The 14,948-nt window shown below is 64.4% G+C and carries 10 protein-coding genes; 2 read left to right on the forward strand and 8 right to left on the reverse strand.

Features of this window, described 5'->3' with window-relative positions; translation table 11 throughout:
• The first annotated feature begins 1,495 nt into the window (after positions 1-1,495).
• The gene (locus tag VIN30_RS04050) at positions 1,496-2,785 is read left to right on the forward strand and encodes an RNA polymerase sigma factor (RefSeq protein ID WP_338209481.1); all 1,290 of its coding nucleotides are present in this window, start codon (positions 1,496-1,498) and stop codon (positions 2,783-2,785) included.
• A gap of 515 nt (positions 2,786-3,300) precedes the next feature.
• On the opposite strand, the gene gatB is transcribed toward VIN30_RS04050, so the two are convergent.
• From gatB to VIN30_RS04075, 5 genes are all read right to left on the reverse strand, one after another.
• On the reverse strand, positions 3,301-4,884 hold the full coding sequence (gene gatB, locus VIN30_RS04055; protein WP_338209483.1) for an Asp-tRNA(Asn)/Glu-tRNA(Gln) amidotransferase subunit GatB: 1,584 nt from the start codon (positions 4,882-4,884) through the stop codon (positions 3,301-3,303).
• A 2-nt stretch (positions 4,885-4,886) separates the two neighbouring features.
• Positions 4,887-6,380, reverse strand: a complete 1,494-nt coding sequence (gene gatA / locus VIN30_RS04060; protein WP_338209485.1) for an Asp-tRNA(Asn)/Glu-tRNA(Gln) amidotransferase subunit GatA — start codon at positions 6,378-6,380, stop codon at positions 4,887-4,889.
• A complete protein-coding gene (gene gatC / locus VIN30_RS04065; protein ID WP_338209487.1) occupies positions 6,380-6,691 on the reverse strand; it encodes an Asp-tRNA(Asn)/Glu-tRNA(Gln) amidotransferase subunit GatC in 312 nt (103 codons plus the stop codon). The genes gatA and gatC overlap by 1 nt, the downstream gene beginning before the upstream one ends.
• A 458-nt stretch (positions 6,692-7,149) precedes the next feature.
• Positions 7,150-7,875: an ATP-dependent sacrificial sulfur transferase LarE gene (gene larE / locus VIN30_RS04070; protein ID WP_338209489.1), complete on the reverse strand. Its 726-nt coding sequence runs from the start codon at positions 7,873-7,875 to the stop codon at positions 7,150-7,152.
• A gap of 93 nt (positions 7,876-7,968) precedes the next feature.
• A complete protein-coding gene (locus VIN30_RS04075) occupies positions 7,969-9,042 on the reverse strand; it encodes a TIGR02452 family protein (RefSeq protein WP_338209490.1) in 1,074 nt (357 codons plus the stop codon).
• A gap of 160 nt (positions 9,043-9,202) precedes the next feature.
• Between VIN30_RS04075 and VIN30_RS04080 the strand changes: the two genes are divergently transcribed.
• Positions 9,203-10,090: a proline iminopeptidase-family hydrolase gene (locus VIN30_RS04080; protein WP_338209491.1), complete on the forward strand. Its 888-nt coding sequence runs from the start codon at positions 9,203-9,205 to the stop codon at positions 10,088-10,090.
• Between the two features lie 119 nt (positions 10,091-10,209).
• On the opposite strand, the gene VIN30_RS04085 is transcribed toward VIN30_RS04080, so the two are convergent.
• From VIN30_RS04085 to VIN30_RS04095, 3 genes are all read right to left on the reverse strand, one after another.
• Positions 10,210-11,532, reverse strand: a complete 1,323-nt coding sequence (locus VIN30_RS04085; RefSeq protein ID WP_338209492.1) for an MFS transporter — start codon at positions 11,530-11,532, stop codon at positions 10,210-10,212.
• 299 nt (positions 11,533-11,831) lie between these two features.
• On the reverse strand, positions 11,832-12,905 hold the full coding sequence (ychF, locus tag VIN30_RS04090; protein WP_326426069.1) for a redox-regulated ATPase YchF: 1,074 nt from the start codon (positions 12,903-12,905) through the stop codon (positions 11,832-11,834).
• Positions 12,906-13,143: 238 nt separating this feature from the next.
• Entirely contained in the window at positions 13,144-14,511 is a 1,368-nt protein-coding gene (locus tag VIN30_RS04095; protein WP_338209496.1) for a sodium-dependent transporter, read from the reverse strand.
• Positions 14,512-14,948 lie beyond the last annotated feature (437 nt).

The following is a 14,948-nucleotide window of genomic DNA, read 5'->3' on the forward strand; positions in this document are numbered from 1 at the left end:
TCGTACACGAGTGCCTGGCTTCACGGAATCGGTCGACTTGATTTCTTTGTCGTCACTGTCATATATCTTAATCTCCTTGACAGCAGGAGAGAAGTGGGGCAACTTAATAGAGTTGAAAGTCAGTTTCCCGTATATATTCTCAGGATGCCAGTCCGCGCTTCGGTCTGACGCGTTTCTCCATTGGATACGACCGCCAAACACGAGATAGGCAGAAGTGTCGCCCCCCAATTTAGTTTTTACACTATTTATACTGGCCGAATTGCCATTCGTTACATAAGTGATCGTATCTTTCGAAGCGCTGTATTTATAGGTAATGGTATAGGAGAAGGGCGGGCCCGACGGTCGCGCAATTGCGCGATCTGAAAGATTGCCTCCCACAGCAAAGCCGTTATCCATCACGACAGTACGCAAGTTGTTTGTGATAGTGTCACCTATACGGCTGAATACTTGGGCCACAAAGGGCCCATTCAGTTGGGTGGCGAGCGCATATCTTGACAATCCCGCCTGAGTTGCATTGAGCACAGCACCGTGCTTTCCGGCAACGTAATTTAGAGCAGATTGCTCGGTCTTAAGAGAAATCTCCCAATCAAAAGTGAGAGGTATCTTCATGTTGCTAAAGAAGAAAGCACTTGATTCCCAATCGTTCCCGTTTGCACCCCCTACTCCGTAAAATTTGTAGGGGTCCTTATAAAGAGTGTCGTCCCAGTTTGTCGTAGCATAGGTCAACACGCTATTGGAAATGCTCCCTGGGTAACCGCTCTTTTGCTCCATGTCAAACAACTTTGAATAGTCGGTCGTTCCCACCGTAGCGGCCGCATACGCCTTCGGCGTGCGTTGAACACCCCCCCCAGGGACACATTACCTGCAGGGCAGCTACCGGCACTGCGAGGAATACGGCCAGCATCAGCGACAGAGCAATACGCGCACCACGGCTCAGACATTGTCGTATCAGGTCGCACCGCAACGCGTGCTTATTTCGCTGCACGATTGCCCCCCGTTCTCCCCCTCCGCTGCGAGCTGCGCATTCCTCTGCTCTCATGATCCTGCTCCTTGTCCGACATTTTCTAGGCTATCACTATCTCTGTCTCTCGTGACGGGCACCACACTTTCCAGCTTGCAATCTCGGCGCGTGTTGGCCGCGCCTGATCCTTTGCAAGAAACGACGCCAGCACACGGCAGAGCAAGCCCGATAGTGGTTGCCACATATTGCTAGATAGCAACCGGACCATGGTCGGGCCAAAATAAGTTGACCTTTTTCCTCAGCGGTTATCGTTGTCGCCAATAACGCGCGTTATCAGCCCTTCACCAGGCATAACACCGCCGCTCTTCCTCGCCGTGCTATAGTGGCGGCGCGTTCGCCGCATTCGCTTGTTGGCAATCACGCCCCAGCCGAAGGCGGCAACCCGAAAGCCAGCGCTCAACGAAACACCTCGAGCGTGTTCTCGCCGCCCGCGGCCGCCCAGCTAAACCCGCACCTGCCTGAAGGAGCCTCGCCATGGATTTCGCCTCATACGACGAACTCGCCCGCCTCACCGCGCAGGCGCAATCCGGCAGCGCCGAGGCCTTCAATGCACTGTATGAAAAGACGGCACCCATACTGCGGCTGGCCATTGCGAGCAAGGTCGGCTTCGCCGAGGCTGACGACATCCTGCAGGAGGTGTACCTGGTCGCCTGGCGCAACGTGGGCAAGATAGATCCGCGCTCGGTGGTGGCCTACCTGAACACCACGGCTCGCAACTTGTGCAGCAACCACCTGCGCCGGCAAACCCGCGATCGCAGCTTTCTGGACCCTAGCGGCAACGGGAGCGACAACGGCGCGACGGCTCAGGCGGCGGCCGATCACGGTGCGAATCCGGCCGACATTCTGGCTGCACGCGATGTCAGCCAACGGCTGCGCAAGGCCCTGGTGCGCGACCTGGACGATCAAGAGCGCAACGCCCTGCTGCTGCGCTATTTCCTGAACCTGAAAAACGCCGAGGTGGCCGACCAGCTGGGAGTATCCGAGCGCACCGCGAAGCGCATCATCGCACGGGCGCTGTCCACGCTGCGCCACAAGCTGGCCTTCATCCCCGTCGGTGCCGATCTGGCCTCCGCCTTGGCCGCCGCGCCCCACAGCGCGGCCCTTGCCGGCAGCGGCATTGCCGGAGGTGCGGGTGCTGCCGCGGCCGGCAGCACGATGGAAGCCACCACGGGTGCACCGCTTGGCACCGAGGCAGCTTCCGCGTCCCCGCTTTCCACAGCCGCCCCGGAAAACGCCTCGGCAACTCCTTCAATGGGCTCGCCCGCAGATTGCCCCTGCGGGAACGCCACCACCGAGCAGCCGGCCAACGCCGACAGGCGCTGGCGCCGCACGCACCAGATGGCGGCCGCAGCCGCCGTGGTGGCCGTTTTGGGCATCGGTCTGGCAGCTGCCGCGCTGCCCGCACCGCCCAACGACGAGCCCAGTGCGCCCGACGCCCCTGAAACGCAAGCCGCCGAGGTGTTCCCCGCCTGCGAGTCCACCGGCACCGCCGAGGGCTTCACCTGGGTGCGCGTGGCCGCGGGCACCCACCCCGTCGATCGCGTGTGGTGCACCGACGCCCAGGGGTCCATCCACCTTCCCCTTCCCGTCGACGACACCCCCGCCCCGCTCGCCAACAGCACCGCCGCCCCCGACGAGCGCGACGCCGCTTCCACCACCTACGTGTTCGACCTGCCCAGCGGCTCCTACGAGCTGCACGCCACCGACACCGCCGGCAACGAGTCCCACGGCCCCCTGGAAGTCACCCTCTACCCCGAGCCCTAACCCCGCAGCGCAAAACGGCACGCGGCGGTATCCCTCCCAGCCGCTGCGGCCTCGAACACAGCCAGAGCTGAACAGCTTGATTGGAGGGGGTTGCCCCCAGCGACCGCCCCCCATCGCCCGACACCCCCGGCAGCGCCCGGCACCTCCCCATCGCCCTTCCGAACCCCTCGCCCCATCCCCGCGAATCGCGTCGCCAAAACCGCGGGGTTTGGTACTCCAAGATTCCCGAGTTTGGTACCCGGGCATTGCGTTTTCCCAGCTCGCGGATCGCAAAGCGAGGCCCGACCGGTACCAAACCCCCCGATCCTGCCGGGACGGACGACGACACCGGCAGAATTACCGGGTTTGGTACCCTGTCGACACCGCCGGCAACGAGTCCCACGGCCCCCTGGAAGTCACCCTCTACCCCGAACCCTAACCGCCGCACACGCAAAACGGCCCCTGCGATAAACACGTCGCAGGGGCCGTGAAAGACGCCGGCTCATTGCGGGCGGGCAATACGTCCCGCCGACGCGCTACTCGGCGAGCTTCCTCGCCAGAAGCTCGTTGATGATCTTGGGGTTGCCCTGGCCGCGCATGGCTTTCATGCACTGGCCCACGAAGAACCCGATCAGCTTGTCGTTGCCCTCGCGGTAGCGGGCCACCTCATCGGGGTTGGCGGCGATCACCTCGTCCACCACGGCCTCGATAGCGCCGGTGTCGGACACCTGCTTCATGCCGCGCTCCTCCACGATGGCATCAGGATCCTTGTTCTCGTCCATGATGGCGGAGAACACCTCCTTGGCCTGCTTCGAGGAGATGGCATCAGCGGTCAGCAGCTTCACGAGCGCCACGGCGCGGGCGGCCGAAAGCGGCGTATCGGCCAGCACCTCGCCCTCGTGGGCGTTCAGGTAGGCCGTCACGTCGTTGATGATGAGGTTCGCGAGCGGCTTGGCGAACTTGCCGCCATCAGCCTCGGCCGCGGCCAGGGCCATGCACTCGTCGAAGAAGTCGGCCGTGGCGCGGTGATCCACCAGATGGCGCGCGTCATAGGCAGACAGCCCGAAGTCGGCGGCGTAGCGGGCCGCCTTCTGGTCGGGCAGCTCGGGCAGCTTGGCGCGCACGCCTTCGATGAACTCGTCGGACAGGTCGTAGGGCGCCAGGTCGGGCTCGGGGAACAGGCGGTAGTCGTCGGCCGTCTCCTTCACGCGCATGACGATGGTGCGCTTGGCGCTGGGATCCCAATGGCGCGTCTCCTGGTAGATGACGCCGCCCTCCTCCAGCACCTCGGCCTGACGGCAGATCTCGTAGGCCAGGCCGTCGTGCAGGTTCTTGAAGGAGTTCATGTTCTTCAGCTCGGTCTTGGTGCCGAGCCCCGAGGTGCCGCGGCGGCGCAGCGACACGTTGCCGTCGCAGCGCAGGGAGCCTTCTTCCATGGAGCAGTCGGAGATGCCGATAGCCAGGTAAATCTGGCGCAGCTTCTGCATGAACAGGCGCGCCTCCTCGGGCGTGCGCAAATCGGGCTCGGTCACCAGCTCGATGAGCGGCGTACCGGCGCGGTTGTAGTCCACGAGCGACTGCGTGGCGCCGGCGATGCGGCCCTCGCCGCCGCCGAGGTGCACCATCTTGCCCGCGTCCTCTTCCATGTGGATGCGCGTGATGCCCACATGGGCCACGTACCCATCCTCGGTGCGCGTGATGTTGCCGTCCGTCTCGCCGGGCTCAAGCGCGTCCAGGCGGTAGCGCTCGGCAGCCCCGCGGCCGTCCACGTCCAGGTCCAAGTGGCCGCGCATGCAGAAGGCGATGGGGCCCTGGGTGGTCTGGAAGTTCTTGGCCATGTCGGGGTACATGTAGTTCTTGCGGTAGAACATCGAGTGCTTCTCGATGTCGCAGTTGGTAGCCAAACCCGCCAGCACGATGGACTCGATGGCCGCGCGGTTGGGCACGGGCAGCGCACCCGGCAGCCCCAGGCACACCGGGCAGGTGTGGGTGTTGGGGGCCGCGCCGAACTCCAGCTTGCAGCCGCAGAACATCTTCGTTTCCAGCGTGGTCAGCTCGGCGTGAATCTCCAGGCCGATGACGGCCTCCCAGGTCTCGAATACCTCTTCGAGGGTCTTCATCTTTACGCACCTGCCTTTCCATCGGCGAAATCCGGCGCGACGGGGGCCGCTCCGTAGACCGTCTCCAAAGCCGCGGCCGCACGCAGCATGTTCGCGTCCTTGAACGGAGGCGCGATGAGCTGCACGCCCACGGGCAGGTGCGTGTCAGCGCCCAGGCCCACGGGCACCGACATGCCTCCGTTGCCCGCGATGTTGATGGAAATGGTGAACATATCCGACAGGTACATCTCGGTGGGATCGCCAATCTCGCCGAACTTGAAGGCGGTGCGCGGCGCCACCGGCGTAAGAATCACGTCCACCTTCTCGTAGGCGGCGGCGTAATCGCGCGTGATGAGGGTGCGCACCTGCTGGGCCGGATAGTAGTACGTGTCGTACACGCCGGCCGACAGGAGGTAGCTGCCGAGCATGATGCGGCGGCGCGCCTCGGGCCCGAAGCCCTCGTGGCGGCTGGCCTCGTACTGGCTGCCCAGGTCCTTGTGGCCCGGATCGCAGTAGCCGTAGCGCACCGAGTCGAAGCGGGCCAGATTGCTGAAGGCCTCGCAGGGACCCAGCACGTAGTAGGCGCTCATGGCCGCCTGGGCATGGGGAAGCTCCACTTCCACCAACTCCGCGCCCATCTTCTCCAGCGCGGAGGCGGCCTCTTCCACCTTCGCGCGCACCTCGGGCGTAAGACCCTGCGCCTCCATGAACGCCGGCACAACGCCGACCTTCATGCCGGCCACACCCTCGGCGAGGTTCGCCGTGAAGTCCACGTCGCACGGCTGGCTCGTGCAGTCCAGCTCGTCGCGGCCGGCCAGAGCGTTCAGGGCAAGGGCCGCGTCCTCCACCGAGCGGGCGAAGGGGCCCACCTGGTCAAGCGAGCTGCCGAAAGCCACCACGCCGTAGCGGGACACCACGCCGTAGGTGGGCTTCACGCCCACCAAGCCGCAGAAGGCGCCGGGCTGGCGGATGGAGCCGCCGGTGTCGGAGCCGAGCGTCACGGGCACAAGCCCCGCCGCCACGGCCGCCGCACTGCCGCCGGAGGAACCGCCGGGCACGCGCTCGGTATCCCACGGGTTGTGCGTGGGGCCGAAGGCCGAGGTCTCGGTGGAGCTGCCGAAAGCGAACTCGTCCATGTTCAGCTTGCCGATGGGCAGAGCGCCCGCACGCAGGGTGTTCTCCACACAGGTAGCGGTGTAGGGCGACACATAGTTGCGCAGCATGTTCGAGGAGCACGTGGTATGGGTGCCCGTCAGGTTCATGTTGTCCTTGTAGCCCACCGGAATGCCGGCGAGCGGGCCCATCTCGGCCAGGCGCCCTTCGGCGATGGCCGCGTCAATGCGGGCGGCGGCATCCAGCGCCAGCTCCTCGGTGGTTTCCAAAAACGAGTGCACTACCCCATCGGCGGCGGCAATGCGATCAAAGGTGCCACGGGCCACCTCGGCGGCCGAGAACTCCTTGGCGGCAAGACCGGCTTGGATCTCGCGAACGCTCATCTCTCCGAAGGTGCGAGCCATTAGCGGTCACCCCCCTCTCCCAAGATGGACGGAATGAGGAAGCTGCCATCCTCCTGCTTCGGCGCGTTTTCCAACGCCACTTCCTGAGTGAAGCTGCCACGAACCTTGTCATCGCGCATGACGTTGGAAAGATCGCCAATGGGATGGAAGGTGGGCGGCACGCCGTCCAGATCGAACTCCTTAATGGGAGCCAGGCTGTCGATGATGGCGTTCAGGTCGGCCGTCATGGTGACGACCTCCTCGGCCGTGAGCCCAATGCGCGTGTACTCGGCAATGCCCCGCACATCGGCCTCGGAAAGATGCTGCGTCATTGATCGCGCTCCTTCTCTGGGGCACCCGGGCCACACGTGCGCCCGGTTTCCCCGCTTTCAATACGTTAACCGCTCCATGATAGCAAAAGGCCGCTCCCCGAGCGCCGAAGAGCGAGGGCACCGCGAAGATTCAACAGACCCGCCGCCTCATGACAACCCGAACGTTCAGATTCAACAAGAGAGACGATCTGGGAAGCCGAAATGCCGTAAATTGCCGGTAGCGATGCAGCGCGGGAGAGCTTTGACCCTGCAAATTGGAGAAAATAGCGCATATTGACGGTTGTGATGCAGTAATTTGCGCGCAAAACCGCGCTTTCCCCCTCTTTCTGCATCACGACCGGCAATTTATGCCATTTCAGAGTATCTTCGCCTACCGCCCGCGCATCCTAGCGAGACGCCAGACCCATTAACGACGGGCCGCCCTATCGACACCACGCAGCCGCCTGGAGTCGCGGGATCTAAAGTCCGCGAGCAGCCGCGGCGGTGGCGAGGGACGCTTCTGTGATGGGCTCACCCTCGGGCACGTACACGGCCAGGCAGGGAAAGCTGGGCTTGGCGGACATGAGCGTGCCCGGCGCAAGGCCAAAGTGTTCTTCCAGACCGGCCAGCACATGGCGCACGTTGGCCTTGGTCATGCCCGCACGGCGCAGGGGCGACACCACCCCCGCCTCGACAAGCGCCTTGAACCCGGGGCGGCGCTCGGGGTCGTCGGAAGCGTTGGTGCCGTCCACGACAACCGTAAAGCCGTCGGTCGCAGCGGCGCGGCGCACCGCATCGAAGATGAAGCGCTTGCAGCGGTAGCAGCGATCGGCCGGATTCGCGCAGATATCGGCCTGCGCGAGCACGTCGGCCTCCACCACCGAGAGGGGCACATCCAGCGCCGCGGCCACAGCCCGCGCGTCTTCCAGCTCGAAGGAGGGCTGGAAGGCGGTCTTCACCAGGTAGGCATGCGCCTCGCAGCCAGCGAGCTTCGCGGCCGCCAGCAACAGAGACGAGTCGCAGCCGCCCGAGAAGGCCACGGCCAGCTTCGGCTCGCGCAGCAGATACATTTCCAGGGGCTCGCCGAACAGGTGCTGCCCCGGACCCACATCCTCGGTATCCTCGGCCACCATCGCCTCGTAATTGGCGGGCGCAGCCCCTTCCTCCAGCGATCCGACCTTTCTCACATCCATGGCAGAGCCCATGGCGCTCCCCTTCCAAGCATGCGGGCAGCCCGAAGGCCGCCCGCCCAACCCGCGCGGCGCACAACCGTCGCGGGCGATCAACCTGCTTCCACCCTAGCGCAGCGTGATGCCCTCGGGCAGCTCCACGTCGCGCCAGTCCTCGCGTTCCTCGTCGTCCTCGGGCTCGGCCTGAACAACCGCCGTCGGCTTCTCGGGCTCGGGCGCGCCGAAGGCCTCGCGGAATGCATCGGCGTGCATGCGCGGCACGGCGAACACCACCTGCGGCACCGCGCCGGGATGATCGGCGATCCATCCCCGCGCAAGCTCGATCACCTGCTGAACGGGATAGCCGTTGCGTCCGCAGCCGAAGGCGCCCATAATGAGCGTTTCGGCGTCGTTGGCGGCCGCCACCCGGAAGATGGTCTCGATGCGGTCGGCCAGGGCCTTGTCGCACTCGCGCTCGGAGCGATGGTTCTCCAGGGCGAAGGCGCGCACCGGCTCGGCGATGACCAGCACGTCGGCGCGGCGCGTATCGCCCCCGCGCGAGAACAGCACGTCGGGCACGTACAGGGCGCGGTCGGTGAACAGCGAGCCGCGGCGGTAGTCGCGGTTCTTGTCGTAGAAGTCGCGCTTGTGGGCCACAAGCACCGGGTACAGGTTGCTCTCGGAGCAGAGAATCTGCTCGGGCCCGAAGGCGCCGTCCTCGTAGGCGCCGCCGGGACGCGTGAAGGCGCCCGGATCCACGATCATGGTCTTGCCCGCGGCATCGCGGTACAGCGCCTCGGGGGCGAACGACGTCACCACCTTGACCGTCGTCTCGGTAGCGGCGGGGCGCTCCTCGGCCCCAGCGGCCGCCTCGGCCCCAGCGGCCGCCTCGGCCTCCTCAGCTGCCTCCTCGGCGATCTCGGCCTCCTCGCGTGCATCCCCGTCACCCGCCTGCGCCCCGTCGGCATCGGCCTCGGCCATCTCAGCCGCCGTCTTCGCCGCCTCGGCGGCTTCGGCGCCCCACAGAAGGGTGCGGCCCTCCCCTTCCTCGTAGATGCGGGCCGCCGCAATGGCCTCGTCGGTCTCCGTCCCGAATGCCGCCTTCATAAGGCCGGTATGCCGCGCCGCCTCGCGCCGACGCTCCTCGCGCACCTCGTCTCGATTCGGGCGCCGCGCGCCGCCTCGCTCACTGAATTCCGCCATACCCTGCACCTTTCCAACGTGTTATGCCGCCTTGATTGCAATGCTATTCTACAAGATGGCGAAAACCTCTGGGGCGAAATGTGCAGACTCGCCATGCGGAAGCGCCCCCGCAGGCGTACAATGGGCGCGCAGGAAATCGAACGCCCCGAAGGAGAGAGCCATGGCGAACATCCGCGAAGAATACGTCGACTACCACGGATTCAAAACCTACTGCAAGATCGTCGGCGAGAACCAGCCGGGCAAGAAAACGCTGCTGATACTGCACGGTGGCCCGGGCTGCACCCACAACTACCTGCTGCCTTACGCCGAGATGGCCGATCGCTACGGACGCCAGATCGTGTTCTACGACCAGATCGGCTGCGGAAAATCAAACATCCCGCATCAGGACGACAGCTTCTACGACTACGATCTGTGGGTGAACGAGTTCTACGCCGTGCGCGAGGCGCTGGGACTGAACGACATCCACCTGTTCGGCAACTCGTGGGGCGGCATGCTGGGCATGCTGTGCATGATGAAGGACGATACAGGCGTGAACTCGTTTGTCATCAATTCGTCGCCCGTGCGCATGACCACCTGGCTGAACGAGGCGAATCGCCTGATCAAGTACATGCCGCCCGAGATGCAGGCCGCCATCGCCGAGGCCGAGCGCACCGGCGACTACGAAACCCCCGCGGCCAAGGCAGCCTACGACGAGTACTACAAGCGCCATGTAACCGGCCTGTACGAGCGCGATTACCCGCAGTACCTCATCGACGAGGTGGAGGGCACCGGCGAATGCTACATGGTGATGCAGGGCGCCAGCGAGTTCGTGGTAACCGGCAAGATGCGCGACTGGGACATCCGAGAAGGCGTGAAGAACATCAAGGTGCCGTGCATGGCGTTGTCGGGCACCGACGACGAGGGCACGCCGCTCGTGATCAAAGAGGGCGTCGACCTCATCCCCGGCTGCGAGTGGACCCTCATCGCTGGCGCGCCCCACATGTCCTGCGTCACCCATCCAGCGGAATCCATGGAGGCCGTGGAGAGCTTCATCAGCCGCTTCGAGTAGCCCCGCCCCCAACCGAACAAGACCGAAACAAAGGAAAGGCGCCCCTGCCTCGCCGCCGGGACGCCTTCTTCGTATACCCCGCACGGCCCGGGCCGTTACGAGGCAATTGCGCGCACCCCTTAGCTCTGCCGGGCTCTCCCCCGCAGGCACCATCCCAGGGCAATGGCCAGCGTGCCCAAGGCCGGCACGATCATGACGAGCCACATGAGCCCGTAGCCGTCCGTGATGCCGCCGGCCGCGGACGCCAGGGCCTCGGCCACCGCACCCCCGGCCACCGGCCCCAAAAGCATTCCCAAATCGAGGCCCGTGAACATGGTGTTGCTGGCCGCTCCGCGCCGGTCGATGCCCACCGAAGCGAGTCCCATGGACTGCAGAAGCGGCGCGCAGCAGCCGAACCCCGCCGAACCGATAACAGCGGCCAAAAGGAAACCCGGCAGCGTTTGGGCGCAAAAGAGCGCCACATAGGAGGCGGCGAAGCAGATCGTTCCGAAAACGAGCACCCGGGGCGTTCCCACCCTGTCGGCAAGGCCGCCCAAAACCGGTCGCGTCACCACCAGGCACAGCGCGTACACCACGAAGAACAGCCCCATATCCGCCACGCCGCGCCCGTAGCCGTAGAGCACCACGTAGGAGCCCATGCACGAGAACGACACGGCAATGAGCGTGAGGGCGCAGGCCTTGCCCACCGCCTCGCGGGCGAACATGCGGGAGAGTCTCAGCTGGTACGGCAAGCGCTCCCGGTAGGGCTCGCGGATGGCGAAGATGCCGGCCATGGCCACTACCAGAAGCGCCGCGGCCAGAAAGTACGCGGCCGAAAATCCCACGGCGCCCACCAGGTAGAGCCCCGTGGCCGGCCCGATCACCTGGGCGAAGGACTGGGCCAACGCGTAAATGCTGATGCCGCTGGCGAACTTCGCGGGCGGCAGGTACTCGGACACGAGCGACATGGCCAGAGGCCCGCTGCACCCGATTCCCACGCCGTGGAAGAGCCTGATGGCGATGAGCACGCCCAGCGAATCGACGAACCCGTAGGCGAAAAACGACAGGCAGATGACGCCCTGGGAGACGAGCAAGAGCCGCTTGCGCGAGAAGCTGTCGAAGGCGGGGCCGGCGAAGGGGCGCACAAGCAGCGCCGAGAGGGTGAACGAGCTCACGACGACGCCCACCATGGAGGCCGTTGCCCCCAGCGAGTCGGCGAACACCGGCAGCGTGGCATTGGCCATGAACGCCGCCATAGACTGGAAGAAGTTCACCGCCATAAGGACGACGAAGGGCGCGCTCCAGATGGAATTGCGCATCTCCGCTTCCACGTTGCCCCTCTCCTCTTCCGCCGTCGCATTCTCGCGATCATCAGCCATCGCACTCTTGCGGGTCTTGGCCATCGCACTTTCTCGCTTCTGGACCGTCGTTAGCATTCCCATACCATAGCGCGATCCTCGCATATCGGGCAACCTGGTGACGTGAAGCGGCCTTCGAATGCGCAAAATCGGACTTATATAGCCAACCGAAAGACCCGGAGAGAGCCAAAGGGACGATTTTTGCCTATATAAGTCCCGAAATCTACAAGCCCGCGTCCCTATGATGCTATATAAGTCGATTTTCGCGCACCGAAGAGGCCCTTTTTGTCACCAGGCCCATCGTGAGAGCGTCGAAGGCATGAGGTGCCGACATCGCCAGGGAGACCTACGGCAACTATCGATGGCAGAAGCGCGAAAAAGCCGGGATGCCGCCGCTGGGACGCCTACACGTTGAACTTGAAGTGCATGACGTCGCCATCCTGCACCACGTATTCCTTGCCTTCTTGGCGAAGCTTCCCGGCATCGCGGCAGCCCTTCTCGCCGCCGAGGGCCACGTAGTCCTCGAATGAGGCCGTCTCGGCTTTGATGAAGCCGCGCTCGAAGTCGGTGTGGATGACGCCAGCCGCCTGAGGGGCCTTCGCGCCCACGGGAATGGTCCAGGCGCGGGTCTCGGTCTCGCCGCTCGTGAAGTAGCTCTGCAGACCCAGAAGCGCGTAGGCCTCGCGGATAAGGCGCGCCAGGCCGCTCTCGGCAAGACCCAGAGCCTCCATGTACTCCTTGGCCTCGGCCGGATCCATCTCTGCCAGCTCGGCGATGTCGGCCTCCACCTTCGCGGAAATGGGCACGGGCACGCAGCCGTCGATCTCGGGCAGCTCGGCGTCCACAGCGCCCTCGTCCACGTTCGCGATGTACAGCATCGGCTTCATGGTCAGCAGATGCAGCTCGTAGATGGCCGCCACCTCGTCGTCGGAAAGCCCCAGGGTGCGGGCGCGATGGCCCTCGTTCAGGCCCGCGAGCACCTTACGCGCCGCCTCCAGCTTCGCCACGCCGGACTTGTCGCGCTTGGCTTCTTTCTCAAGGCGCGGGATGGCCTTCTCCACCGTGGCGATGTCGGCCAGGATGAGCTCGGTCTTGATGGTGTCCACGTCGCTTTGCGGATCCACCTTGCCGGCCACGTGGGTCACATCCGGGTCGCCGAAGAAGCGCACCACCTCGGCGATGGCGTCGGTCTCGCGGATGTTCGCGAGGAACTGGTTGCCCAGGCCCTCGCCCTGGCTCGCACCGGCCACCAGGCCCGCGATGTCCACGAACTCCACTGTGGCAGGCACGATTTTCGCCGGATGGTCGATCTCGGCCAATGCGTCCAGCCGCTCGTCGGGCACCGGCACGATGCCCACGTTGGGCTCGATGGTGGCGAACGGGTAGTTGGCGGCCAGACCGCCCTTGTTGGTCATCGCCGTGAACAGCGTGGACTTGCCCACATTGGGCAGTCCCACGATACCGATTGAGAGAGCCATTCAAATTCCTAACTTGAAGCCAATTTCGCAGTCGAACCATTATAAGACTTAATTACCGGATTCACAGGTTCGCCCAAGGAAGACAGCGAGGGTCCGACAGGCACCTGCAATTGCCCCGCCTTTCGCCCAAGCGTACTCAGGTACGCGCCGCGACGAAAACAAGGGGCAAGGGCAGGTGCCTGCCGGACCCGCAGCATCGAGCGGTCCGCCCGTCCCGAAGGGCGGGCGGAACAAAAGCCTACATGCTGAAGAAGCCGAACTGGGCAGCCACGTAGGCCACCAGAATCACGACCACCAGCACGGGAGCAATGTACTTGATCATGACGGTCCAGGCACCGGCCAGCGAGAACTTGCTGGACACGCGCACCTCGTCGATGATGGTCTTGGGCTTCACGATCCAGCCGACGAACACGCAGGTGAGCAGCGCCACGATGGGCATCAGCACCGAGTTGGAGATGAAATCGGCGAAGTCGAGCATGGAAGAGCCCTCGCCCAGAGGCTCGATGAACGACAGCCCGTTGTAGCCCGCGTTCACCAGGGCACCGGCAACCACCACGAAGGCGATCACAATGCCGAGGGCCTTGGCGCGCGTGCACTTCATGCCGTCCTGCACAATGGAAACCAGCGTCTCGGTCAGCGAGATGGCGCTGGTCAGCGCCGCGAACAGCACCAGCAGGAAGAACAGGAAGCCGATGATGGTGGCCATGCCGCCCATATCCACGAACACGTTTGGCAGCGTGATGAACATCAGCGAGGGACCCGCCTTGGCGGCCACGGCATCGCCCGAGCCCACGGCCACGAAGGCGGCCGACACGATGAGCAGGCCGGCGATGAACGACACGCCCAGATCGAAGAAGCCGATGCGGGTAACCGACGAGGTGAGGCTGTCCTGCTTGCGCATGTAGGAGCCGTAGGTGATCATGATGCCCATGGCCAGCGACAGGCTGTAGAACATCTGGCCCAGGGCGCTGATGACCAGCTCGGGCGAGAACTTGCTGAAATCGGGCGTCAGGTAGTACAGCGCGCCGTCCACGGCGCCCGGCATGGTCAGCGTGTAGATGGCGATGCCGATGGCCATGATGATAAGCGCCGGCATCATGATCAGATTCGCCTTCTCGATACCACCCTTCACGCCCAGGCCCACCACGATGAACACCAGGGCCATGAACACGAGCATCCAGATGTAGCTCTCCACGTTGGAGGTGATGAAGCCGGTGAAGAAGTCGCCGCCGTCAGCCAGGGCCTCCGGCCCGTTCACCAGGTAGGCCGCCGTGTACTTCGTCACCCAGCCGCCGATGATGCAGTAGTACGGCGTGATGATGAAGGGCACCGCCGAAGCCAGAATGCCGATGAAGGCATACTTCTTGCCGAAGCTCTTGAAGGCGCCGATGGCGGACTGCCCGGTCTTACGGCCGAGGGCCGTCTCCAGCAACAGCAGCGACACACCGAAGGTGAACACCAGCACCACATAGGTGAGCAGGAAGGTGCCGCCGCCGTATTTCGCCGCCAGGTAGGGGAAGCGCCACATGTTTCCCAGACCCACCGCCGAGGCGGCCGCGGCCAAGATGAAGGCCCATTTGCCGGACCAGGAGGCTCGTTTCTCCATAGTTGAACCCTTTCTTTCCTTTCCCATTTCCGAGGCGCCCCCAGCGCCTCTGCCCAAATACAAGGAACGGGCGGCTACATCGCGCTCGCGGTGCAGTCGCCCGTCGAAACTGTGTGATTATATCGTGAAACCGTTGGAAATCCCCCACCTTTCTGGGGAAAGGATCAGCGTACCCCCTGGTTGGAAGCCCGAGATGAGCCTTCGCCCGCAAGCCGCTCCACCTCACACCGCAGGGGCGACCTTCAGGCAGCCCGTCAACCACGTCCCCCCTCCGTAGGAGCGGCCTTTAGGCCGCCCGTCAATCGCGACCTCCCTCCGTAGGGGCGGTCTTCAGACCGCCCGTCAACTATGGCCGATGGGCGGGCTGAAGCCCGCCCCTACAAGCCCGCCCCTACAAGCCCGCCCCTACAAGGGTTTGCACCCGGATTGGGGGGGGG

The sequence above is a fragment of the Adlercreutzia wanghongyangiae genome, from assembly GCF_035989245.1.
GTDB classification, from domain to species: Bacteria; Actinomycetota; Coriobacteriia; order Coriobacteriales; family Eggerthellaceae; genus Adlercreutzia; species Adlercreutzia wanghongyangiae.